The organism is uncultured Amphritea sp., assembly GCF_937127095.1.
GTDB lineage: Bacteria > Pseudomonadota > Gammaproteobacteria > Pseudomonadales > Balneatricaceae > Amphritea.
Genome location: NZ_CAKZLP010000035.1, coordinates 16,516 through 41,354 on the forward strand (window position 1 = coordinate 16,516; position 24,839 = coordinate 41,354).

At 49.1% G+C, this 24,839-nt stretch carries 14 protein-coding genes; 7 read left to right on the forward strand and 7 right to left on the reverse strand.

Annotated features, from left to right (window positions below; translation table 11 throughout):
- Positions 1 to 18: 18 nt before the first annotated feature.
- The 7 genes from Q0499_RS08410 to Q0499_RS08440 all read left to right on the forward strand — a co-directional run bounded on the left by Q0499_RS08410 (position 19) and on the right by Q0499_RS08440 (position 20,295).
- Positions 19 to 1,458 (forward strand): N4-gp56 family major capsid protein, encoded by a 1,440-nt coding sequence (locus Q0499_RS08410; protein WP_299198206.1) that lies wholly within the window; start codon positions 19 to 21, stop codon positions 1,456 to 1,458.
- 116 nt (positions 1,459 to 1,574) lie between these two features.
- On the forward strand, positions 1,575 to 2,414 hold the full coding sequence (locus tag Q0499_RS08415) for a hypothetical protein (RefSeq protein WP_299198207.1): 840 nt from the start codon (positions 1,575 to 1,577) through the stop codon (positions 2,412 to 2,414).
- A gap of 16 nt (positions 2,415 to 2,430) precedes the next feature.
- Entirely contained in the window at positions 2,431 to 3,513 is a 1,083-nt protein-coding gene (locus Q0499_RS08420) for a hypothetical protein (RefSeq protein ID WP_299198210.1), read from the forward strand.
- 9 nt (positions 3,514 to 3,522) lie between these two features.
- Positions 3,523 to 5,850 carry a hypothetical protein gene (locus tag Q0499_RS08425; RefSeq protein WP_299198212.1) on the forward strand — a complete coding sequence of 776 codons (2,328 nt, stop codon included), beginning with the start codon at positions 3,523 to 3,525 and terminating at the stop codon, positions 5,848 to 5,850.
- Positions 5,851 to 5,950: 100 nt separating this feature from the next.
- Positions 5,951 to 6,397, forward strand: a complete 447-nt coding sequence (locus Q0499_RS08430) for a hypothetical protein (RefSeq protein ID WP_299198214.1) — start codon at positions 5,951 to 5,953, stop codon at positions 6,395 to 6,397.
- 102 nt (positions 6,398 to 6,499) lie between these two features.
- Entirely contained in the window at positions 6,500 to 7,990 is a 1,491-nt protein-coding gene (locus Q0499_RS08435) for a hypothetical protein (RefSeq protein WP_299198216.1), read from the forward strand.
- 17 nt (positions 7,991 to 8,007) lie between these two features.
- Positions 8,008 to 20,295, forward strand: a complete 12,288-nt coding sequence (locus tag Q0499_RS08440) for a hypothetical protein (protein WP_299198218.1) — start codon at positions 8,008 to 8,010, stop codon at positions 20,293 to 20,295.
- On the opposite strand, the gene Q0499_RS08445 is transcribed toward Q0499_RS08440, so the two are convergent.
- The 7 genes from Q0499_RS08445 to Q0499_RS08475 all read right to left on the reverse strand — a co-directional run bounded on the left by Q0499_RS08445 (position 20,279) and on the right by Q0499_RS08475 (position 24,839).
- The gene (locus Q0499_RS08445; protein WP_299198219.1) at positions 20,279 to 20,716 is read right to left on the reverse strand and encodes a hypothetical protein; all 438 of its coding nucleotides are present in this window, start codon (positions 20,714 to 20,716) and stop codon (positions 20,279 to 20,281) included. The genes Q0499_RS08440 and Q0499_RS08445 overlap by 17 nt on opposite strands.
- 144 nt (positions 20,717 to 20,860) lie before the next feature.
- Positions 20,861 to 21,580: a hypothetical protein gene (locus Q0499_RS08450; RefSeq protein ID WP_299198221.1), complete on the reverse strand. Its 720-nt coding sequence runs from the start codon at positions 21,578 to 21,580 to the stop codon at positions 20,861 to 20,863.
- Positions 21,581 to 21,662: 82 nt separating this feature from the next.
- Positions 21,663 to 22,010, reverse strand: coding sequence for a hypothetical protein (locus Q0499_RS08455; protein ID WP_299198223.1), 348 nt, complete (start codon positions 22,008 to 22,010; stop codon positions 21,663 to 21,665).
- 292 nt (positions 22,011 to 22,302) lie between these two features.
- The gene (locus tag Q0499_RS08460; RefSeq protein ID WP_299198226.1) at positions 22,303 to 22,689 is read right to left on the reverse strand and encodes a hypothetical protein; all 387 of its coding nucleotides are present in this window, start codon (positions 22,687 to 22,689) and stop codon (positions 22,303 to 22,305) included.
- Positions 22,689 to 23,060 carry a hypothetical protein gene (locus tag Q0499_RS08465; RefSeq protein WP_299198228.1) on the reverse strand — a complete coding sequence of 124 codons (372 nt, stop codon included), beginning with the start codon at positions 23,058 to 23,060 and terminating at the stop codon, positions 22,689 to 22,691. The genes Q0499_RS08460 and Q0499_RS08465 overlap by 1 nt, the downstream gene beginning before the upstream one ends.
- Positions 23,061 to 23,135: 75 nt before the next feature.
- Positions 23,136 to 23,687 carry a DUF2829 domain-containing protein gene (locus Q0499_RS08470; RefSeq protein ID WP_299198230.1) on the reverse strand — a complete coding sequence of 184 codons (552 nt, stop codon included), beginning with the start codon at positions 23,685 to 23,687 and terminating at the stop codon, positions 23,136 to 23,138.
- 318 nt (positions 23,688 to 24,005) lie between these two features.
- Positions 24,006 to 24,839 (reverse strand): hypothetical protein, encoded by an 834-nt coding sequence (locus tag Q0499_RS08475; protein WP_299198232.1) that lies wholly within the window; start codon positions 24,837 to 24,839, stop codon positions 24,006 to 24,008.

Here is a 24,839-nt window from a genome sequence, read left to right on the forward strand (position 1 = left end):
TAAAGAGGAAGTTTTACAATGGCTGACGCTGCTCACCTGTATAACAACCCGCCGTCCACTGATTCAACGATCGGTGGAGGCCAGATGCATGAGTTTTACTGGCAAAAGAAAGCTCTCATCGATGCTCGCCGCGAGATGTATTTTATGCCTCTCGCAGACGTCACAGCAATGCCGAAGCACTTCGGTAAGCGGATCAAAGTGTATCACTACATTCCGCTGCTCGACGATCGCAACGTGAACGACCAAGGTATCGACGCTGCTGGCGCCGCTATCCTCTCAACTGAGTATTTCGTGAATTTCGATTACGTGACTTATTCTTTTGCAGTGGAAGGAAACGCTGACACGTTCCTCGCCGCGGTCAACGCCATCGAAGCCGCTGTTGCGTCTAAGTCAGGTGCAGGCCCTTGGGTCATCACTCTGACTAAAGATGAACTGGTTGCCGGTACAGACGTTGAAGCTGCTGCGGTTCAAACCGCTGTTGCAAATGCATCTGCTCCGAACACACTGACTGTGCTTCAAGGTTCTGGTAACCTTTATGGTTCCTCGAAAGACGTTGGTACCATCACTTCGAAACTGCCTGTTCTCTCTGAGACCGGCGGCCGTGTGAACCGTGTTGGTTTTACACGTATCGTTCGTGAAGGTTCCATCTCGAAGCTCGGCTTCTTCACCGAATATTCTCAGGACGCAATGGATTTCGATTCCGACAGCGAACTGATGATGCACATGAACCGTGAATTGATTAACGGTGCTGTGCAGATTTCGGAAGCGGCTCTGCAGCTTGACCTGCTCAACGGCGCTGGCGTCGTTGTCTATGCCGGTGACGCTGTATCAGACGCAACTGTGGACGGCGAATCTGCCGATCCAGCTGAAGTCAGCTACCAGGACCTGTTCAACTTGTCTTTGACCCTAGATGACAACCGTACTCCTCGTGAGACGGATATCATCACTGGTTCTCGGATGATTGATACACGTACCGTCCGTGGTGGCCGCGCGATGTATATTGGTAACGAACTCCAGCAAACGCTGGAAGAAATGACCGATAGCTTCTCGAACCCGGCCTTTGTCCATGCTCACCAGTATGGCGCAGCCGCGACTCTCATGAATGGCGAAATCGGTACTGTTGCTCAGTTCCGCATTATCGTTGTCCCTGAGATGCAGCACTGGGAAGGCGCTGGTGCGTCTGTTACCACAAACCCAGGCTACCGCGACAACGGCGGACACAATTACAACATCTATCCGATGCTTGTGATTGGTAAAGGCTCCTTCACAACCATCGGTTTCCAAACCGGCGGTAAGGGCGTCAAGTGGAAAATGATCCACAAGAAGCCTGGTAAAGAAGTTGCTGATCGGACGAACCCTTACGGTGAGATCGGCTTCCACTCCATCAAATGGTGGTATGGAACAATGATCCTCCGTCCGGAGCGTCTCGCACTGGTTAAGACCCTAGCGGTCATCTAACCGAATGGTGCGACCCTTTTTGGGAGATCAGGGAAGCATCAGTTGGCCGGGTATCTTGGGTTGCCCGGCCAACACCCTGATCAATAACTGACCCAAGAAGCCCAAGGAAGATTATTATGAGTGATACAAACGACGACGGCCTGACTGAGGTCCCAAACGACGAAATCGCAACGCCCGCCCAAGATCCAGTAGAACTTGCTGGTGATCAGGGCGAAAAACCTGTTGTAGAGCCTAGCACGCTGCCTGAAGATCACGATCCCCTTTTGGATGGACCGTCTGAGCTTGATTCTTTGAAAGAGCGGGCGAAAGCTCTGGGTATCAAGCATTCGAACAACATCAATGTGGACACTCTGAAAGCGAAAATCGACGAGCACATTGAAGCTCTCGAATCAGCTAAACAGCCAGAGCAACCTGAAAGCGATATTGCTCTCCAAGGAGAGCCTGCCGCTACACCGGTGGCCCGACGTCCATCCCCATCTCAGCGCAATAAGCTGCCGCCTCTTTCTGTGATGCTGGCAATGACCACTGATGATCTTATGCGCCAACCTGAGCGTAAGCGGAAAATGATTATCCGCGCTCGTCAGATGCACACTGAGATGGCCCTGGTTCGCTGCCAGATCTACAACAACAATCCTGACAAGAACGATCTCCACGGTGAGATCTTCTCCGTTCAGAACAAATATCTTGGTGTTGTCCGGAAATACGTCCCCTACGGGGAAGTCACCGAAAATGGCTATCACGTGCCGCGGATCTTGGTGAATATGCTTCGCCAGAAGAAGTACGTTCAGACCAAGTCTCGGAAAAATCCAGATGGTACCGAGCGTGTTGAGCACCGCCAGGCGCCAGAATTCACAATCAATGAACTGCGACCTCTTACAGCGGATGAGCTGCAGCAACTTGCAAACATGCAGGGTGCTCGCGGTGAGGCCAATGTGGGAATGGTCGGAGTTGGCTAATCTCTAGGAGAGCGTGATGCCGAACGAACCAGCTACTGAAGCAATTACAGCCTTTAATGCGCTGATCGCCGGCATCACCTTTCCGACGCTCACAGACGATATCACTGATACGTCTTTTGATCTGCCGGCACAGTCCGGCATTCTCTATACAGCCCCTGCAGCACTAACAGTCGACAATCTGACTGACACAACTGTGGGAGGCGCCGGTGTCTTTGATAAGATCATGACATCGATGAGAGCTCACTTGATTGAAGAGTTCGACAATGGCCGGATTACTGGTCGTGAATACGCTGAAGTTTATCAAGCTGTCTCAGCTGCTGCATTGGGTAACGCTGTGCAGTACACCCTTCAAGCGAGCACAACCCAGTATCAGAATGCTCTCTTGCAGATGCAGGGTCGAGCTGCGGAGCACCAAGCTCTGATTGCCCGGGCTAATGCCGTAACCGCTAAATACGCTGTGATTAGCTCACTTGCCGAGTCTGAGAACATGAAAGCCCAGTATGCTCTGACCAAGATGCAGATTGCTGTGCAGGATATCTCTTACTCAAACATCGAGCAGCAAGTCACTCTGACTACAAACCAAGCTGCCAGCGTCAATGCTGAGAAGCTTATTCTGGATTACCAGCTGGCCAACATCCTCCCTGAGGAGAAGAGGCAGCTTACCTACACAATCGATAATATCCTCACAGAACAGTTTAATAAGCTGAACTATGAGGTAGATGTCTTGATGGTGAGCCAGAACAATCTCCTCACCCAGGACGTCAATATCAAGACGTACCAGCACACAGACATCCTGCCGGCACAGAAGAACGTGCTCTCAGAGCAGTATGAAGTTCAGCGTGCTCAAACGCTCGACACACGGTCAGACAACGCCACAGCTGTGGCCGGTGCCATTGGTAAGCAGAAAGATCTCTATACCGAGCAGATCTCTTCTTACGTCAAAGACGCACGATACAAGGCTGCCAAGTTCTGGGTCGATGGTTGGATCACTCAGAAGTCTCTCGATGAGGGTCTCTTGGCTCCAACGCAGTTTACTAACAATGAAATCGATGAGGTCCTTGGTAGCCTTAAGACTGACTTGAGCCTCGGAACCGTATAAGGAGGCGACATGAGCCTCTTTGGAACCAAGAAGAAAATCTATGTCTCGTCGACCGTCTATAAAGTGGTCGATGACGGCAATGATCGTGCAGACTTCATTAGAGAGACTATCGCCGGCGTAGCGTTGTCCAGTAATCCTAATGCGTCTTATGCGGAAGCAATCCAGGCTGGGATCCAGAATGGCCCTCGAGGAATTCAGAAGAGCTTTTTCAGATGGGCAACCAATAACCTAGATGCTGGTATGCCCCGGGCTGCCATCAATTACACTGAGACGATCGACGATGTCGCAGTTGCCGCGGAGATCTTGAGCTCAGAGTTCGGCGGGGATGCAGCCAACACAATCAATATTATCCACACATTAATCGATAATGCTGATGAATCCTATTATGCTGAGCGGTACATCTATGACACTGTGCCAGCTAGAGCTACCGAAGATTGGGCTGCAGACGCTGATCCAGTTACAGATGACATCTATATTCAGTGGCCGGATATGACGTCTACGACGATCAACATCCCAGGCTACAATTCGTCTATCGATGTTCTTATTGCGTACTACACAGTTACTAATGGTGGTGTAACATCACCCACCAAGGTCTTCATTTATGTGCTGGGATCTGGCAATGCTGCTCTGGACAACAGAAAAATCCAGGTGAGCTCTGGATCCAGTGTTCGGGAGTTCTATCCCTTTCTCCCGATTCGTATCGATAACACATCTGTGTTTGATCCTGGCTCTCCCGCCCTCGCTCATGAAGACGATATCCGTGAAGCCTGGAAAAAGGCTATGGGCTCTGAGATGCAAGATGCTATCGACGAGGTCAATGACAACGACGATATCGGCGATATTGATTACGCTTACCTGGTTTTTGGTGTTTGTCTGAACACAAGCGATAAAGCAGAAAAGGCGTACATCTATGAATTTTTCAAGCTTCTTGCTGAGCGTCAGACTCTTCCAAGTGGAACGTTCGATTCTTGGGCTACTGCCAATGACACGTTGGGGTACCACGAGCGATTCGTCGAAGGTACGGAGCAAGTCAACGCTGCAGCTTTCAACGCAGTGGGCAATGCTGGACGGTTAGATGGGGTCAATCCTGCCACTACTGGCACAGGTCCCCGTGTAGAAGAAGTTCATCTGACCCTCCCTACGAGCGCCTTTGGTGTGCTCGATATGAAGATTACCTGGGCTGATATTGATGAGACAACCAAGAACGGACTGATTACCCCCGACGCCAAAGTAGGCGATGTCACGGTCGGTGATGGATACCAGATCGATAATCAGATTGATTTCTCATTTTCTGGGGGCATCGAGACCCGGGTCAATTCAGCCACTGGCTTGATGATTCGTAAGCAAATCTCGAGGACCCAGTATTCTGAGATCCGTGTCGATGGGCTTCTCCACAAAAACTTAATCTATTCAGGCAAGTCAGTGGATATCTCCGCGGCAGAAGCCATGGCTGATAGCGACGACAGTGGCTTTATCATTCCCTTACATGAGCCAACCCTCAAACGACTAGGGGGCATCAAAGCTACGGACGTAGCTCGTGAATCCTATTTGATGGTCTTTAATTCATATCAGGTCGTAAAGAAGAAATGGTATCAGACCGGAATCTTCTCATTCATTCTGGCTGTAATCGTTGTAGTTGTCGTAGCCGTAGTGACCGTGGTCACAGCCGGTGCAGGTACTCCCGCGGCCGCTGCTGCAGGTGCTGGTGTTCTTGGTTCCGCGGCAGCTGTAGGCGCCGCCCTTGGTTTTTCAGGTCTTTTGGCCGTGGCTGTGGGCGCAGCAGCAAATGCTATTGCAGCAATGATTATTCTCCAGCTGGTGGACGTTGCCGGCGGAGAGCTTTTCGGAGAAAAGATCGGTAAGATCCTTACGGCCGTAACAGCTGCGATTCTTATTCTTGGTTCCGGACCTAATGGGTTCAGCTTTGACAATGTCGCTCAGGGCATCAACTGGGGCAATATGGCAGCGCTAGACAAGCTCTCCTTGATGACCAATGCAGCCACAGATCTGGTGGGTGTGATCCAACAAGAGCAGCTCCAGGAAACTCTTGAGAGAGCAGGCGAGGTCCTCGAGGAATATGAGTCAGAAATGAAACGCCTGGAGGAGCTCATGGCTGGGCTCGATAGTAGCGGAATCATTAATCCGACCATGCTAACTGACTTTACTTCTCCAATAAATGAATGGAATCAAATGGGCCAAAACTGGACCCGGGCCACATTCTTTGGTGAAACTCCTCAGGATTTCCTCGATCGGACCCTACTATCTGGTGGGGATCTCATTGATTTGAGCCATTCTATGGTAACTGACTTTGTCGACGCTGCATTGACTTTACCCTGATTTAAGGGGTAATCCTGCGTAAAGATTCGTACTGCCGCGGAAAGGATCTCTAATGTCTGGTTTCAGTATGGAAAATCTTGGGGTCCCAGCAGTTGCTCCAGTGAGCTCAGGTTCCCTGGCTTCATTTGGTTCAACCCCTTTAAGTAGTCCAGGTTTAGGCGGCGCACTTCGTGCCTTTGGAGTCGGAGAGGGTACAGGTCCTCAAGTGCCAGGCGTAGATGTTGGTGAAGCCCTTGGTGCAGCAGGCATCGGTGGAGCAGCTCCTCAGTCAAAGCTTTCTCAGTATCTGGGTGATTTTGGTTCTGGTGTCTCAATCCTGGGAGATCTGGCATCTATCTATCTCGGCTTCCAAGCGAATAAGATGGCCAAGAAAGAATTGGCCACTCAGACAGGGTTTGCTAATGCAAACCTGGAAAACACAGTTAAGTCGTATAATACTCGACTTGCAGACATTCGACGTGCCCGCGGCTATACCCAAGGCGACAGCGCATCAACTACTGAAGCAGGCATCTCAGCGAACTCCCTGGACTTTAAACGGATCGGGTAAGCGATGGCTTTATACTACCAACCAGTTGGACTTCCATCCGTAGGAAACGGATCAGCTTCAGTGTCCCGTGCAGCCCTCTCCATTGGAGCAGGGCTTGACAACTTGGGTCAGAAAATCACAGGATTGGGCGATCGCCGGCAAGCAAGGCTTGATGCTGAGACCGAGCGTAAGAACGCCCGTGGACTGGAGATTTTAAAACTTGCGGCTGCCAATACCACAGACGAAACTGAACTTAATCAGATTGCTGGTTCGCTTGGTTTGCTTCCTGGTGGTGATGTTGGCAGCGCTGTCGTTGTTCCTGGTTCTGCAGACGTAATCAATAACGCTCGTTCGCGTATTCTTTCTAATCGTTCTGACCGTGCTGTCGCCGACAAAAATGATGTCTTGCTCCGTGGCGCCAACAATGAACTCGATCAGGAAGAACTAGGTAATCGTTTCCAATTGGAATACGGCAATGACCTTGCTCGTATGACGAATTTGCGCTTGCAGGGTAGAAACGAAGAAGCTCAGGGACTTGCTGATTCTATTGTCGCAAACGCCTCAGGCACATTCGGTGCTGACTTTGTGAACGAACGCTTACGCGCAGGCTTTGAAGACCGGGACACCGGTGAGAGTTCTCGCTTCACTGAAGACAATAACGTCCAAACCTTGGAAGCTGGCAAAGATGCTAATCGCGCTCGTGACTTCAATTTTGGCCGTACAGTCAAAGCTGCTGAGCGTTCAGATGCTGACCTTGCTTCACGAGATCGCATTGATGCGGCCGTAGCACGTGCTCAGGTACAAGGTACTTCTCAGGGTAATCAGCTGGATCTGATCAACGATGATCAGAACCTGACAGACGAAGAACGAGTCTCTGCACTGCAGGCTATTCAGGCAGGTCCTGATCTGGATCTCACAAACCGTATCCGTGACGATGTATCAGCTACTGCGCCGGCAGGTCAGATCGATCCTCTGTCTAATTTGGGACGGTCTCTGTCGAATGCATTCCTCGGCACAGAGCTCGAGACAAACCAGACTCGCCAGGTACCGGTACAAGCTGTCATTGATGGTATTGACAGTAAGGTGAATGATATCATTCGGTCTGAACCAGATCTTGATATCTTTGCGACATCTCAAGAACTCGCTGAATCGTTTAAAGGCTTCAGCGACGACATCGGTATCGAAGTCGCTCGTCGGTTCCCTGATTATGATATCTCTAAGGGTGAGCAGCAGCTCATCAAAGGGACTGCAGATCGTTTAGGTCTGACGCCTGAGCAAACACTGGCTATTGTTGGTGCTTCTATCGATAATACCACATTAATCGGTCAAAGCCCAGAATTACATAATTCCCGGTTTATTGAAAAAGCTGAAGCTTTTGCTGCTAACAAGGGTCAGGTCGAAGAGCAGTATCGACGGATTCAACGCGATCGTACTCAAGCTGCTACTTGGCAGTCTCAGATCAATTCTAAGCGCCAGGAACTTGCTCGATTGCAGCAAAGCAACAATCCGGATAGTGATCGGGTCAACAAGCTCAACGCTGAGATCTCAACTCTTACGACCCGGATCCTACGCACAGAAGCTGAATTCAACACACGGTCTGGTGCAGGCCGATAGTCTAACAAGGCGAGGCCATGTCACAATTCACAGAGCAACTAGCCGATATCGGTCGATCTACTATTACGGAAGAGCCTAAAACTATCCGTGATCGAGATCCTGTAACTGCTGCAGCTGTGGATGTTGGACAGGGTCTTGTTGGAATTGGCGAGGGTCTTTTTGATCGACTTCGTCCCGGGGGTCCCGAGGTAGGACCCAATGAGCAATTGGAGATTGATAAGCAAACGCTGCCACCTGGGCAGTTTGCTCTTAAATATGGTCTTGAAGCCGAGCGGGCTCGTTTCTTTGAATCGCCTGACCAAACAGCCAATGAATCCCAGCGAGCAGTTAATCGCCAAGATACTCGTACATTAAGAGAAAAAACTACTGACTCTCTGGCAGGAGCTGGTTCCGCTGCTGTTCGTATTTCAGCTGATACTTTGGCCTTTGGTGCTCGCGCTTTTCCGGGTGGCGAAGCCGCCCGAGAAGGAGCGCGGGCGCTTGGGGACGCTGCAGGTTTGGATATAGAACCAGGGCGTCTTGATGATGTAATCTCTGATGGTGGTGCCGCTGTTGCTGATTTCATTGCAAAGGGTAAAGGCGAACGCATCAATGAACTCCGTGCCGGCCAAGCCCAAACAGCAGAAGCCCGTCTTAAAGATAGCGCCCTCCAGTTTGAGAATTCAGACAAGTCGCTGCGTGAGCAGTTCCGTCGCATCGGCCGAGACGCAATTATTTCAGCCGACTCTTATAAGGATAACCCATCCGCCGCGGCAGACGTAGCAGCTGAAGGTCTTGGTTCCATGATCCCGTCGCTTGCAGCGGCTGGTGGCGCACGTGGTCTGGCTACAGCTCTTCTTGAAAGAGTAGGTATTAAGGGCGTCGGTAAAGAAGTCATTGAAACCGCTGTCACTGCAGCAACTGTCGGTGCTCTTGAAGGTTCAGGTGCCTACGGTGAGACACGCCGTGCTGTTCTGGAGTTAGATGAAGAAACCCTTCTCAAGGATTCAGACGACTATCGAGCTCTTCGTGAAGGCGGTATGTCTCACGAGAAAGCCCGAGAAGAAGTATCTCGTATTGCTGCGATGGAAGCTCAGCTCAGCACCACGCTTGTGGCAGCTGGTATTTCAACACCATTTGCCGGCTTTGAGGGCGGGGCATTCACTCGAGGGGTTCGGAGCCTTAAAGCTATAGGCGAAGACGTGGCCGGCCAAACTGTTGAAGAAGCAGCACAGAACGCCACAGCGCAAGCTTTCCAAAACATCGCTCTTCGGGACAATGCAGACTCAAGTGTACAGCTTTCAGACGACGTCGGTCAGGCAGCCACTGAAGGCGCCATCGGTGGTCTGGGTGCTACGGCCGTCATTAGCGCACCTTCTTTCCCGAAGGCTTGGGCTGAGGTTGTAGCGGACGTTTCTCTTAAAACGGGCGTTACCATTGGTAAAAATCTAAATGAGCTGAAACGTAATCGTCTCATCGCCAAAGAGCGTGTCACATTGGAAGAAACCTATGGTCCAATGGTTGAAGAAGGTAAGCAGGTTGCAGATCTTATTAAAGCATTAGACGACCCTAAAGCAGAGATTGCTCCTGAGGCCCGAGCCCAGATCGAACGGGTACGGGACATTCTGGGTGATGAAATCCAGTTCCTGGAAGGGCTGACCCCAGAAGAGAAGCAAAAGACCAAACCATTTAAGAAAGAGATCGTCGACGGCGATCGGGTGAAGACGCTTCAGAACCTTCAAGAAGCTATCTCTCGGAATACCTATGATCCTGAGAGCGAAGCAGGTATTGCCCTGGCTGAGTATTATCAGGAACAAGCAGATCTCTTGTCTGGATATCATGGAGCTTTTGAGTTCCTGGGTCTGGATGCCCAGCAACAAGCTCAAGAAGAAACACAAACATCTCCGATCGATGATATTCAATTCGAAGAAAGTGGTCGTATTAATACGGGTGCTGGTGACGCAGTAGGGCTTACTCGCGAGCAGCAAGCTCAATATAATTCGTTTATACTCAATAATGATCCAGAAGGCGGTAGAGCGTATCTGGAAAGTATTCTTGGGACATCCACACCAACTACACAACGTACTCCTGAAGAAGACGCAGCGGTTGAAGCACGTGCTAAAGCCCGGGCTGATGAGTTCACATCTCATATGGATGAGCAACCAGTTCTCGCTGAGACAATCCGGAAGACGTCTGAAACTCTCAATGCTGCATCTGTTAAATCAGTAGCCGCCGGCGGAGAGGTTCGTCCTATTGGTTCCGTCAAAGAAGTTGTGATGAACCCAGTGGGCGTAGATCCTGCTCGTATCACTGAAGAGACTAAAGCCGGTATGTCAGAGGATTCTCTGAAAGCGGTGGCCGTTGTTGAAGCTATTCAGGCACCTGAGCACTCTGATCGTTTGGGTCCCGTACAAGGCAATCGTAAGAACGATCGTGCCGGCGCACGTCGTGAGACGCTCTTTCAGAGTAAGACAGCCAAGTTCGGTGAGATTGCATCATTCAACGATATGGTTTCTCAGCTTATCCGCGGTGCTATTCGGAACGGCCGTGAAGGATCCACAGTTGTACGTGACACGTCTGGTGCGCAAGTCGACGCTAAAGACGTTCTGACAGATCTCCGGAAACTGATCCAACACCAGCAAAACAAGTATGCCGCGGCAACTGAAAGTTATGAATTTTCTGTAGCCAACCCGACCGTTAAAAAAACAGATCGCACTTTTGACTCTTTAAGCCAAAAGACTGGTGAATTTCGTCCGGGAAAGGGATCAATTTATGTATACGCCCCTTCTCAAAATTCTCTCCGAACTTATGCTGCCATTGCCGAAGATCTCAATACTGGGATCCGCGCTTATAATGTGTTGCTCGAGCAGTTCCCAGAAACCTATCAAGGCGAGCGTCTCCAAGAAGTGGAAGTGCCGGCAGTCCCTGAACAAAACGAGGCGACCCAAGATGCCCCGACACCACAGAGATCTGAGCAAGGTCAAACTGAACAAACCCAATCCACGCCGGTGGTACAAGATACCGGTGTGGATAATACTCCTCGGAGCCCTGGTGACGGTCTGCAGCCTGACGGCCGGATCAGCTTTAAAGAGCTATTCCAAGGAAATAACGAAACCAACCTCTCAGGCGCTATCCGATATCTATTGGGATCCAGCGCCCTAAATCCAAACCAGCAAACGATTCTGTCTATGATTGCTGGTTCCTCTTTTGCGAGAGCGAACCCTCGTACGATTGTACGACAAGCCACTGCTGAAGAGCGCAAAGCTTCAAAGACCACCCATGGTTGGTGGGATCCCCAGAAGAATGAGATCGTCGTCTTTAACGAGAGAGCTGAAGCGCTTCTCCATGAGATGATTCATGCGACCACTCTAGAAGCTTTGTTTCAAAACTTGGCTAGTACATCTCTCAAGCGCGGTACAGACCAGCCTCTTACTGCTACGGAAAAAGCTGCATTAGAACTTAATGATGCTGCTTTAGCATTTATGGAGCGGACAGATCTTTCACCGGAAGGCCAGCGTGTTCAAGATATCATGCGAGCTTTGGTCAATCCAGCTCTTCCGATTGCACAACAAGACCGCAATATGGCTCGGGCAATCTCTGAGTACATGGCATACGGTCTCACTGTAAAAGAGCTCGAACCTGATCTGGATGCTGTAGTCTATGAAGATCCTGGTTTTGCTAAACAGGTTGTTGGCTTTGTGAAAGGTCTGATCGGTGCTTTCATCGGTGAAAGTAATCCACAGCGTAACTCACGAAAAGCGCTCACAGCGTTAGATAGATTATATCTGAACACTCGTACGCTGGCGCTTGACAGCCAAACCACATCTTTGCAAGCTCGAGAAGTTCAGCAAAGACAGGCAGAAAATGTCACGCAAGGATCTGAAGCAGAAGCTACTCCGACGACACCAGAAAGAGAAGCGGCGACAGAGACGACGACAGAAGCACCAGCTGATCAAGGACCTGCAGACACAGCCTCACCAGTAGAGACTATTGCCACTCCTCGTTTTGACATTGAACGCTATGACGCTGGTGAATTTCAGAACTTTATCGTATTTCCTACTCGAGATAGCTCTGCAGCGCTTGTTGAAAATGAAGACACACTTAATCAATTTCTCGAAGAAGTTGTTGAATTCATTGAGGGTACTTCCATTAATGACGTGGAAGAGATCTTTGTTAACGACAACGGCTCAGTCAGTTTCCGTGTAAATCTCGGAGAAGATGTTGCTACTCTTAATACCGGACAGCCGGCGCAGGCGGAGGAACGGTCTCCAGAGGAGACCGGCTCCGACGCGACGCTCCCGGCGGCAGAAGCTACTGAGACAGAAAGTGCTATTGCAGCAGCTGTAGCAGCTATTGCTGATGGAGTAGGTAAAGCAATTGAAGAGCGTCTCCCATCACCGGTGCCTGCCCCCGCACAGACAGAACAAGTATCAGAAGCAACCCCAACACCCGAAACTGCGACGGCTGACGCCGTCGAGACGACGGGCGTTGAGAACGCATCTGATGCTTCTTCAGCTGAGCAGGTCCAGCCACCTGAAGGGCTAGAACCGATCGAAACAACTCGAGTAGTGGACCAGGATGTTGGTCTCTCTGAGGGGTGGACGCCAGAATATACATTGGGAGCCACTCTCCTTGGGAACGGTGAAGGCCCAGCCTTCATGACGACTTTGCTCCAAGCCCTGGAACCAAAGCTCCAACCCGGAGATACTCTTGATCGATTGATCACAGCTGCAGAAGAGGATCTTCACTATCTTATTACCCCTGAGATGAAGGCTGCGAATAAGAAAGTTCGTGAAGACGCCTTTAAAGTTCTTAAAGGTATGCAGGATCGTGTAACGGTTCAGCTTAAAAAAGCTAAAGCTAGAAACGGCAAACCTCTTCTTCAAGAATTGCAGTCTTTCCAAAACGGTGAGAGTGATTTTAACCCTGCACGCTCTGCAGAAGGTAGAATTCTTGCATGGTTGGATGCAGAGAGCATTCGTCAAGGCGAACCAAAGTTTGATCAGCATCTTATGATGTTAGCTCTTATGGCGACAGCTGATTACGTCATGAATAATGAAAACTCCAAGGGTGTAACTGATCTTAAACAAATGGGTGATCTTTTAGGTATTAGCGATCTCAGCAAAATTACAACTGAAATGAAAGAAGCTATTAATTCAGGGCGCCCAGGTGTTTATGTAAAACCCGCTTTAGCTCGCCATATCCAAGAGTTCATGGGTGCTAAATTAAATGATCAAGTATCGCCTACAGAAACTGAAGGTGTTTTTGAAGCTTTGGCTCATGAGATCTTAGAATACTTATCATTAGAGGGAAAGAACTCTATTGGTAATGACTATTGGTTCAAAGATTCAATGGTTAAGTTGGCCGGTGGTAATGAAGTTCGAGCTTATTCTTTTGGAAAACCAAAAGGTTGGCAAGATAAGACAGGCAAAAACCTCCTCCGTGATGTCCTGACTTCTAAGTCTAGCGATATGCATCGATATTCCATCGGTAAGAAATGGGCACCGGGTGATGTCGCTCGTGTTGTGAAAAAGGACCCTACGCTCGATCTTCACGATGAGCAGATCCAGGCCCTGGAAGAGCAGCAGAGCACTCCGTTCTATCTCTCTAAGGGATTCTTTGCCATGTTTGATCAAATGGTTGCTGAGGGCGCTTCTCTCGGTACCATGGCGCGTATCCTGGGCTTTAAACCTATGGCCAATGGGCTCTTTTATAATAAAGAACATGAGCTTTCGATCGAAGGTAAAAACACCAGTGTCGCTTACAGCATTAATAACACTTTGCGTCAGATCCAAGAGATTCAGGACTATGCTGCTAAGCACGGAATGGATCCTCACGAAGTGCCAGTGTACTATCGGATCTCTGTAGGTACAAACACGCGTTTCAATTTTGAAGGGTTCAATCCGCAACAGAATAAATTAGCTCGAGAGATGTTCTCCCCCACTCGGCACGTTGTAGATCTGACAGATACTAAACAGGTAGATGTTCTCTATGCTGCTATTGGCCAGTCTTTAGGAGTTAAAGTAGAAAACTTCGGTATTAAGGAAGCTGCAAACCAAGCCCGGGATTTGCTCAAAGGTAAATATAAACCAGTCGTAGATGCACTTGCTGCTGGCATTACTGACAACAAAAGCCGCCAGTTTATGGTGGAACAGTTCGATGCGTTAGGTGGTCTTAAGGAAGACGCGTTTACCCTTACTGGTTTGTGGACTGCCAAGCAGTTGCTGGAAGCAGAGGCTTCTGGCGCTACAGAAATTGAAACAGATATGTATATGGAGCTGGACGGTAAGACCAATGGTCCTATCTCTGCGGCCATCCAGCACTTCCTCGGTGTTTACAGTCCTGAGATCCTCGCTACCTGGAGACGGGGCGGGTACTTCCTATCTAATGCTTATAACGAAAATGACGGCGTTGCCTATCATGAATGGAAGCAGGCAATTCAAACCAATGATCAAGTGACACCTATCGCTGGTAATTCCGATAGTGATTTCTACGGCCGTGTTGGCGAACTTATGGGTACGTCTCTTTTGAATGTTCAAGACGCAATCAAAGAGCAGAAATTCTTTGAGGGTAAGCCTAAAGATGCTGATGAAGCTTTCCGCTGGAAAGAGGACGGTAAGCGCGCTTTCCTTATGGCGCTAGGCGTCCTTAATAAAATGGAAGGCTTCGAGATTGAGAAAGGGGTAAATGATGTTCCTCTTATCCGTATTGCTCGAGGTGCAACCAAAAGCCTGGTTACTAAATATTCCTACGGCGCCAAAGGTAAATCGAACTCTCAGGATATCGTTGCTGATATTTTGGATCATACTTATGGACTAATTTCTAAGGTCGGACAGGGTGATCAAAAAGCTCTAGCTGAGCTCAGAGAGATTGCTCCTATTATTGATAATCTGCTGACCCATAGTTTTAACTATAATGAGTACGGTAATCTACAAAACGTCGAGCGATCGTCCCCTCAAGGGCCTAGTCTCTCTGCCCTAGCGAAGAACGCCAATCCATCTAAACAGCTGCTTCGTGATTTCAAATTTAGCCCTGACCAGTTTCAGCGGATGTCTCGAGCCTATCAAGCACTTGTTATCCCTGCCTTTGAGGCGGCTATGGAAGAGGCTGTAGATCCCTCTGTGTCACGTGTTAATGAAGACCTTGTTAAAGGTCTTAGACTCCAAACAGAGATCTATCAAAGTTATGTAAATAAAGCCGTAAAAGAACGAACCAAAGAGCTTATTGAAAGCGGAGTCATCCTCAAAGGGCATGAGCTCCCTAAAGCTGAAAGAAATAAAATTCTCAAAGAACATAGGGATTTGGCGCCTATTATTGATAACGGTGTCACAGTCTTTAATGTGACTGCTTCAGATGGTGAAACTTCTACTGATGTAAAACGTCGTCGTTTTGGGCAACAGAAAAAACGAGAAGTAAATAAGGATTTTGAAGTTGAACCAGAATTCTATCCACGTTCCCGTACTCTTTCAGGTCAGCGTATTGATTCTCGTCGTGATACGATCGGGGATTCCGGTGTGCGTGTTTTATCATTTACAGCTCAAACTAACTCAGACGTTCTTCTTCAAACAAAGAGTTGGGTAGACCCAAACTATCCAAAGAACTCTTTGGCAGTTCACGATGGCAGTAACCATGCTACAACCAATTTAGTCCAAGCTTCAAAAGTCATGAATGAATCTGTGGCAAAAGCCTGGCATACCAACACGTTACGTCCGATCTTAGAAGCTTACGACAAAGCTCTGGCTTTTATGGCTGAAAACGAAGAGGGCTATGCTGACCTCCGGGGTTATCGAGATGCTCTTGAGATTGATGTCTTGAGGAGAGACGCCCGTATCGAAGCAGAGAAGGGCGTGTTCACATCGTTCCAAGGGGTCCCTGGTGCGGATGCTCCGTTCGTCCAAGAAGGTCAAAGGTTCAAATCCGAAAAGGAACTCATTGCTTATCTGAATTATGAGACCAATCGGATCTGGATTGAAAGTCTTAGCCGGCTTGAAGAACAGAAGCGTGAAGGGCTCGAATCACTGGTAACTGAAGCTGGTCGTGATCTCGGTGTAACCGAGGGCACATATACTGGTGGGCAGGTCCGTGACATTCTTCGTGAAGCAATCGACGCAAACCTCGCTCTACAGGATATCGTAACAGCTGCGTTTAAATCTCCTGTCTTGGGTCAATTGATTGAAGAAGGTTTTAAAGTCGTATTAAACGATAAAGGCGGAGACATCCCAGCAATTGCTGGTATCTATGACGGCCGTACGAAAACCATCTATTTGAACGTTGCCAATGCTGAAGTGACTGCCCACGAAATGGTTCACGCCACTACGGTTCACCAAATCTATGACTACTATGTCCGCGGGAATACGACACCGCAGCTGGATCAAGCCTTTGAATCGATCGAACAGGATATGAATACATTCCTGGATCAAAACTTTAGTTCGGATCCAATTTTGGCAAAGGTTGCCAGTGTCATTAAAGGCTATCAGCTCGAGGGTGATATTGCTTCAGCTGTTGCTGAGTTCATTGCCTATGGCACGACAAATCAAAGTACGATGGATAATATCCTCTCTGGTTTTGATCAGAGTGTTCGTGGCAAGGTCTTAAAAGCTTTCCGGTCTGCGCTTAACACGATCCGTAAACTCATCGGTATCCCTGCTAAAGAGTATAATGCTGTTAAATTCTGGACTAAGTCTGTAATGCGGGAAATCCCTCAGACGACTGAGTTTACTCATCATCCGTTGGCTCACTCTGCGTTTACTGAAGCGACGGCGACCGGTGCTGAAGCCCAGCGTAAGCTGGGCATTCAGCGCAAGGTCGGCGAGCAGGTTACTCAATTCTTAAAGGCTCGTCTCCGCGGAGATGACACTGTTGCCACTCGGGCCAAGCAGACTAAAGCTGCAGCTGAATACACCAAAGCCAAGACTGAAGGTCTGGACGCTTTGTCTACTGCAGCGGCCGCTGGTTTCACCATCGAAGGGACCCAGGACAATCTGCTATTCCAAACTCTTTACGCGGTATTAGCTGTTGATACCAAGTTAGACACTGTCGCCCTTCAAGAGCTGAACCAGATCTACGGTAAGATCATGGAGCAACTGAAACCTGAGATGTTTGAGCGCTTTGGTCCTGGTGGCCAAGCAAATGAACTCCAGGGACAGCGTATGTTTGCTGCCCTCCTTGGTATTCCTTTCTATGACCTTGCCGGCTCAACTGAGTTTGCCCCTGTCGGTGAAGACAAAGGTGGGCAGAAACTTGCCATGTTCTTGTCACTGGCCCAGACGTCTCCAGAGCTGAGAGAGGTTCTTTCTGAGATCGATCTCGGTCAGCTGGGTCTGAACACTGACTTTGACACAGGCTCTGGCTTAGATGGTCTTCTTGGTTCTACCACTCAAAAAGTTATTAACCGACTTAATGGTCGTATTATCGAAAGCAACGGTGACAAGTCATTGCCGTCTAATGCTGCATTGGATGCACTTACTGAGATGCTTCTCGAGTATGACGCTCAAGCTGCAACTGAATTTGAGAACGATCGAGCTGATAGCCTCAAAGGTATTAATGTGATTGTAGGCGGCGCCGTCTCCGACGCTGCGCGTCGGGTCGGCGACGGCTTCCGAGAAAGCGCTGAGAAATCCAGCAATGATCTCTCCAAGGCTGTACAGGGTGTGGTTGCTGGCTTGGCAGATATCCTGGTAGAAGAGCGCGCCCAAGCACAGGACGAGCGTCTCATCAGTTTCTTGAATAAGCCTGAGATCCCTGAGGCTATTCGAGCTCTCTACGCAGAAATGCGTTCGATCGGCTCAGATAACGCCCAGGTCTTGCAGCTGGTTAAGAAAGCGAAGAACGCAGTGTCTCGTCTGCGTCAGGAATACATCGAACAGGTACCGAAGATTATCCGATCTCGTTTTGGCGATGCGTTCCAGAATCTCGACGAGAAAGGTCAGCGCAAAGTCATGAAGGCCCTCTTTAAAGGAATGGGACAGACCGACTTCGGTATCATCGCTAAAGTCATGGGTGTGAACTCAGGCTTGGAGCTCTATGGTTCCGACCGGGATGCCCGTGGGCGCAGAGATCGTGCCATCAAAGATGTCAAAGAGCAGATCCAACGCAGCATGGCCGGCATGGATGTCTCAGACAATGTTGCCCGGGCTTATTTCAGTAAGGCTGAACAGCTTGCTGAGTACATGATCAACAAGAACACCGGTGTGAATCTTCTCAAATCTGCTGTGGGGATCCTGAACCTCCACAACGAGGATGGTCTTTCGATCAACCAGGCTGAGTACAAAGCTCTTCAGGAAGCCCTGAAGAAGCGTCGTAATGGCCAAGGACGCATCTCGACAGAGACACGTAGACTTATTGATCAGATCGATCTCCTAGCCTCTCTGGAAGCTTTGAACAAGCTTAATGACGAGACACATTCTCAGATTGCTGAACTTATGAAAACGGACCGTCAGGGTTTAGAAGATGCTGCAAAAGTACAAAGGCACCTTCATCAAGAAGAGCGAGCCAAGGTAGATATCAATAGCTCTGCCGCGGTAAATGGAACTAAGGGTCATATGATTACCCAGGGAAGACGTAAATACTCGGTAATCCTGGCTAATAATGCTGATGAACAGAAACTGCGTGAACAGGGGTATAAGCGAATTCGAGATTATGATTCGGCTGTCCAGCAGTTGGATCCGACACGTCGTGGTCAAAGCTATTACTTCTCAGCTCATAATAAGCTGGCGACTTATAACCAGGGTGTGGTCCAGACAGTCCAGAACACTTACTCTGGTGTCGACGCCGTCACTGGTTTGACTGTAGGTCCTGAGACCACTGGTGAGCTGATCTCTGGTAAGGAAGCTTCGCTCCTCAATAAGAGAATGAAGGCACGCTCCGGGCTTGACCACAAAGATGGATTGATCCCTGTCTTTGATATGAATGGCTCTCTCTTGGGCTTCGAGCAGGCTGTGGCATCTGACATGTTGCCGATGCTGGAACCAACACAGGACTATGCAGACAGCCTTGGACGTTGGGCCGGCCGGATCCAGGAGGAGAAGGCTGCGCAAGGTCTTAATAAAGAGTTAATCGACGCCATGAAAGCCATCTACGATCGGGACGCTGCCAACGGCCGTGCTGATGAGTATGCTGACTTTGGTCGTGAGCAAAAAGATGATGGGTCTTGGGACTTAACGGGTGATCTGCAGGGCGATCCTATCTGGCGGGAAGCTTATTTCCTTATGCCGAAAGAGGCTCGTGAGTACGCTGAAGAAGTCTTTGGCGGACCAATCAAAGTACGTCGTGACCTAATCAACAACACTTTTGGTTTCAGATCTGCGTCTGTCGCTGATATTTGGACCGGTAAGTCTCGTCTTAATGATGAACTTAGAGAGGGTATTAAAGAAGTCATTATGGCTACCCCGTTCCTCGGGAAGGATGCATTCAAATATCTGGTCGGTGCCGAAGAGCTTCTTCAGCAGGTAGTTTCTGAAGTTAAACACGTAATAGTTGTTAAGAGCGGTGTAATCCTGGTTGCAAACACACTGGCCAACGTGGTTCAGCTGGCAACTCGGGAAGTGCCTATCTCGTATATGACTCAACGAACACGCTCTAAGTTTTCTGAGATTGAAACATATCTCAAGAACGAAGATCTGAAAGTGAAGCTTCGTTACGACATTCTCAAATCGCAATCAAAATCTGAGAAAAAAGCTATTCAAGCACGCATTGAAGCGATCGATGAAGCCAATCGTAAGATGTCGATCTGGCCACTCCTAGAAGCGAACCAATTCACCACGATTTCCGAAGGTCTGACAGACTCTGACCGGGCACTCATGGACGGGCGGTTTATGGATTGGGTGGAAAAGAAAGCGGGTGAGCTCCCCGGTGGTCTGGCTACTGTGGCTCGGTATGGCATCGTGGCGAAAGACACTGCGCTTTATCAGGGTCTGGCCAAGGGCGTACAATACGGTGACTTTATTTCTAAAGCCATCTACTACGACTTCCTCACTGAAGAGCGAGGTGTAAGTCCTGAGGATGCGATGCTGAAGATCGATCAGGAATTCATCAACTATGACCTCAATGACAGCCGGGCACGTTCATACCTGGAAAGCATTGGGCTTACCTGGTTCATGAACTTCAAGCTGCGCTCGATCAAAATTGCTTTGGATATCATCCGGAATAACCCGGCTTCAGCTCTCTTGTCCCTATCTACGGCCAACGTGCTGAACTTGGATGCAGGCTCACCGGTCTTGGATAACGTAGCATCTGTCTTGGGAGACGGACGTCTTGGTTACTCTATTGGACCGGGAATGATTGAGGCCGGATGGAACCTCAATCCTTGGGTTAACCTGACGTCTTAAGAGACGGTTGATCAGCTAAGGCTTTTTTGATTGTTGTAATTGTTGCGAGTTGGATGTTTGAGTTGAATTTCAAACGTTCAATCTCTTGAGCAGCATCTTCAAGCAAGCTTGGGTTTACCAACGGTTGGCGGAGTCGATTGACGATATCATATTCTTCTTGGGTCCCATCGTCAGATGTTTGGCTCCATTCCAAAACCTGGCGTAGTGGCCCAGCGATCCAAGAATTGTGGTGAAGCTTTACTTTTTCTCTAATGTAAGCAGTAGGGCTGTCATAGCGTTCGGCATTGCCATTACCACCAAGGTGTGTGATTCCAATACGAACGTCTTCAGACATACCATCAAAATTAGCGCGACGAAGTTCAGATGCTTCAATGGCATCTTCAATAAGACGAACGATGTGCTCAGGAAGTCGGTGTCTCATGTCAAATTTACTCTCTTTTTTGGATCCCAGCCGCGGACTTTGCCGGTGGTCTCGTCTATTGGTTCAAATGGTTCCCCGTTGATTCGGGCTGCCAGCCGGCGCCAACGTTCCATTTCATTAAACTCTTCCATGCTGAGAAGACCTTCAGCTTTGAAATGGGAGATCCAATTGAGAGCGCTTACGGCCGCGTGGTGTTGCACTTTCGCGTGCTCCCACCGTGTCAGTTCCAGGGTTTGGGTAATCATCTTCTACTCCGTAGGGTCTTATCTCTTCAAGTTTGAACGCAGTCTTCTGATAACCGACATCTCTATCGAATAGAGCCATTTGACTATCGTATAACACGCTGAGTATGCGCTTCCGCGCAAACCAGAGAATGGCTTGTGCTTGGTGAGGATAAACATCGCTTTCAGCAGCAAGGCGGCTGATCTCATGTGATATCTGAGCATAAACTCTTCGAGTGACCTTAGCATCTCTCATGCCTCCGGTTGTGCCGGCCCAGGCATGGTACATGTGACCATCCACAGTCACTGGCCCAGCTGTCTTTGGTTCCAGGATGTTCTGATAGAATGCCCGAGTCTTCAACCCCTTGGCATGATCCAAGAAGGGAGTTCCTGTCAGGTACAGGTTAGCGCGAGCTCGACACGCATTATACGTGGAGACAATCGCACTGTCGTATGAAAGACCCCGCCGCCCAGCCTCGAGCATGGAGACGAGGCTTCTCAAATTTCCATAATAATCTGAGTTGGGTGACAGGGCCACAAACGCTGCTATAACGCGGCTCAAGTCCGCGGAATAATGTGCTGCGATTGTTTTCATTAAATCGTGATAGCGCTGGTACGCTTTGAGGCCGTCAGAAATATCCATTTCGTTTGCCTGAGAGTAAAGTCGTTTCAAATTCGAATACACTTTTTCTCTCCCAGAAATTTACGCGCGGGCGGATGAGCTTTTATTCTTCGTAATTATACCGCCACGGCTTAGTATCGTCTTCTCGCTTGATGATCATAATCATATCATCATCGGCGTCTTCAGTGCTTGAAAAGAAATCGTTCTTGTAAGCGTATTCCAGCAAATCCTTGGCGTAATATTGCTGGCGCACCTGAGGCGGCCATTCGTCAAAAACAAGCTGCAAGCTCTTTTTGTCTTCTGCCAGGGTTACTTTGATCATGACACCTTCAAGCTGTCGCTCCCCAACACCGTATCCGTCAAACCAACCGGCTTCGGCCGATTCTACATGGTCGAGATCTACGTCAGAAGGATCTGCGATGTTTTCAAAAGTGATAATTCGATACTGCATAACAATTTCCTTAAATAAATAAATGAACCAGGAACCATGCTTTACGGATTTGAACCCTTAATCACATGGCCCCTGGTTCGAGGTGAGGGGTGTTCTATGCCCGAAGGCATTTCGTAGATCACTAGGCCCTACTCCCTTGCGGAAGCTATTAAAGATGGGTCAGAAACTTGGTTTACACTCATCCCCTTAGGGCAGTGGATCCCGAGCTTTTGACTCAGGCGGATCCCCTACACGCCTGCGCCGGCGTCGAATGGCACTACGACGCGAACTATGGCTTCACAGATCCTGCCCCTCACGGGGTTTTCTTTTGTCTGTTGGCTTCAAGCAGATCTTGGTATCTATTAAATACCTCAGAAAAGCCTCCACCCCCATTATAAAACGATAGCGTAAAAATAATTGCTGGTAGTCCGCTATCGTCTGCTATTCCAAACATAACACAATTGCCATCTTCGCTTTCAGTGTGATGCTCTAAAATAAAAAGCTGATCAGTGTCGGCGCGGTAATGTGCGTTTTTGCTGATTACAAAACATTCAAACGGGCTTTTTGGATCTTTATCATGAAACTCACATTCAATTTCAATGTCATGCATTGCTTTCATGTAAGCGACTTTAGCCCGTAAACCATTTAGTCCTTGGGCCATTTCTACGGCAATACCGCAGTGGTGCTCCATACGACTCATTAGTGTTTCAGTGGTTCGTCATCACCGAGAATACGGGCTTGCATCTGCTCATCAAACATCCGCTCAAGAAAGCTTTGTTTAAGTTCAGCAGACTCAAAGCCGATCGTCAGAATGTGATCCAACGGAAGACCTTCTGGAACGCGATAAAGGCGTTTATCGAATTGGGTCTCGATCTTCAATTTGCGTTCATTGAAGGCTTCAACTGGTTCCACCAGATGCGAAGATACCCGAATATTCTGATGAGCATGAATCTTGGAATTGAACCAAGAAAGAATAAGATCACCGTCTTTGGTGATTTTCTTGATGACGAAAGTCGGAGAGCCACATTTATAGCAGACAGTCTCTCCGATTTTGAGCTTGGTATCGGCCATAAAAGGCTCCTTGAAAAGAAATGGTGGACGTGACGGGAATTGAACCCGCCGCTTCAAACCGGTCCGCCGGACACCCTATTCGACGATGCACCAGTCATCAGCCAAAATATCTGACTGAGACGCGAGCCACGGAACAACATCGTCCTGAGCTGTGAGCATCATGATATGAGCACGCTTAATGATGACGCCGCCATGGGAGAAATGTTCTTTCAATCCCAGGTGACGCTCCATTGCAGCGTTGGAAGTGGTTTGTTCTTCCATATAGAGGAACATACCTTTGCCGTTCCAGCCGGCACGAGAAACCTTCATTCCCCGCTTTAAAGCCTCGACGGCATGGCCGAAGGCCATAGCCGTCGTAGGCTGATAGGCATCTTCGAAAACCGCTTTAGGGGACCACGAGATATAATTATCGTGGTTTTCGTGATTGGAGTCACCCCCGTTCACATATTCGACCAGATAGCCCGGAGGCGATCGGTCAGGCATATTAGTTGGCGTAGTGGTGCCCATGTACTGGGCAAACTCTTCCTGAGTCATAGGCTTAGCTTTGACCAGCTTGGTTCCGAAGAAATGTTTCATATCGTCCTCTCGGGTGAAATTTGAATGCAGCGTTGATCTCCCTAGGCTCAATGCTGCCAAAGCCAGCCACTTTTTGAGAAAACCTTCCGAAGTCGTAATCCTCGAGGGGATGGTAATGCCCACCTCACTACATATACCCAGTTAATATCTCTGGCCCGGTAGCACGGCGTTCGAGATTCTTGAAACTTAAGTGCCGGCCAGGGCCTAACCGACTCGGGGATCTCTCCCTCACCCTTTTGTAAGACTACCGTCTAGGAGATGGCTCGACCGTTTGCTGGCCCTTTGAGTGGCACCAGTACAGTCACTGTAGTTCTCCGCAGGTTGCGTTTTTGATTAGGGTTCACCAAACATCCCACCTTACTAGGGATCTCAGTTGTCGAAGATACTCTTTGGCTTTGGCGCCGATGCCTCAGCTGGAGTTTCAGACTCCGCTTCTGGAGGCGTAGCAGCGGCCTCTGCGGCAGAAGAGTTATCTTCGACAGGTTTCGGCGTATCGAATAGAGAGCTCTTTTTGGGAGTTGGAGTAGGCTCTTCTGGATCAATTGGGCCTGTTTGATTTTCAGAAGTTTCTTTTACAGCTTCTACGAGTTCTGCTGTCTCTTCTGTCGTCAACTCTTCTTCCGTAGGCTCTGTCGGAGTAGGCTCTGCACTCGTCGTCTCTGGCGCCGATTCCGGCTCATCTGCTGGGGCAGATTCATCGGGTGCGGTGTCGCTGTCTTTGACGTCGAGGACGTTTCCATCAGATTGGACGTGTCCTGGTTCAGGACCGGTTCCGTCTTCTTCTGGTTCTCCAGTTGTTTCTGGAGCCTCATCAGTTTCTTGGACCGTCTCGGCATCTTCAGAACCCTCAGCAATAGCTTCTTCGCCGTTACGGCGATTAGCATCTTCCTGGGCGGCCGTATAGGATGCCACAGCGACCTTAGGCTGCGAAGGCGAGTTCACGGTGATTGGGATAGGCTCTTTGATGATTGTGGCGCTGTGACCATTCTCACCGCGGCCTGCGATGATTTTCACAGGGAGCTCTTCGTCCGGCAATGTTGGATACATGCCGCGGATATAGTTCCGGATAGCTTCCTGGATCTCGGGTTCTTGTAATGTGATTTCCACGTAAGTCTTCCTCTTCTCGGGATCATGTGTTGCAGGGAGCAAGTCACGGTTTTGGTCAGTGACCTTGCGCGGCGAATAGGTATCAATGTCTGGCAT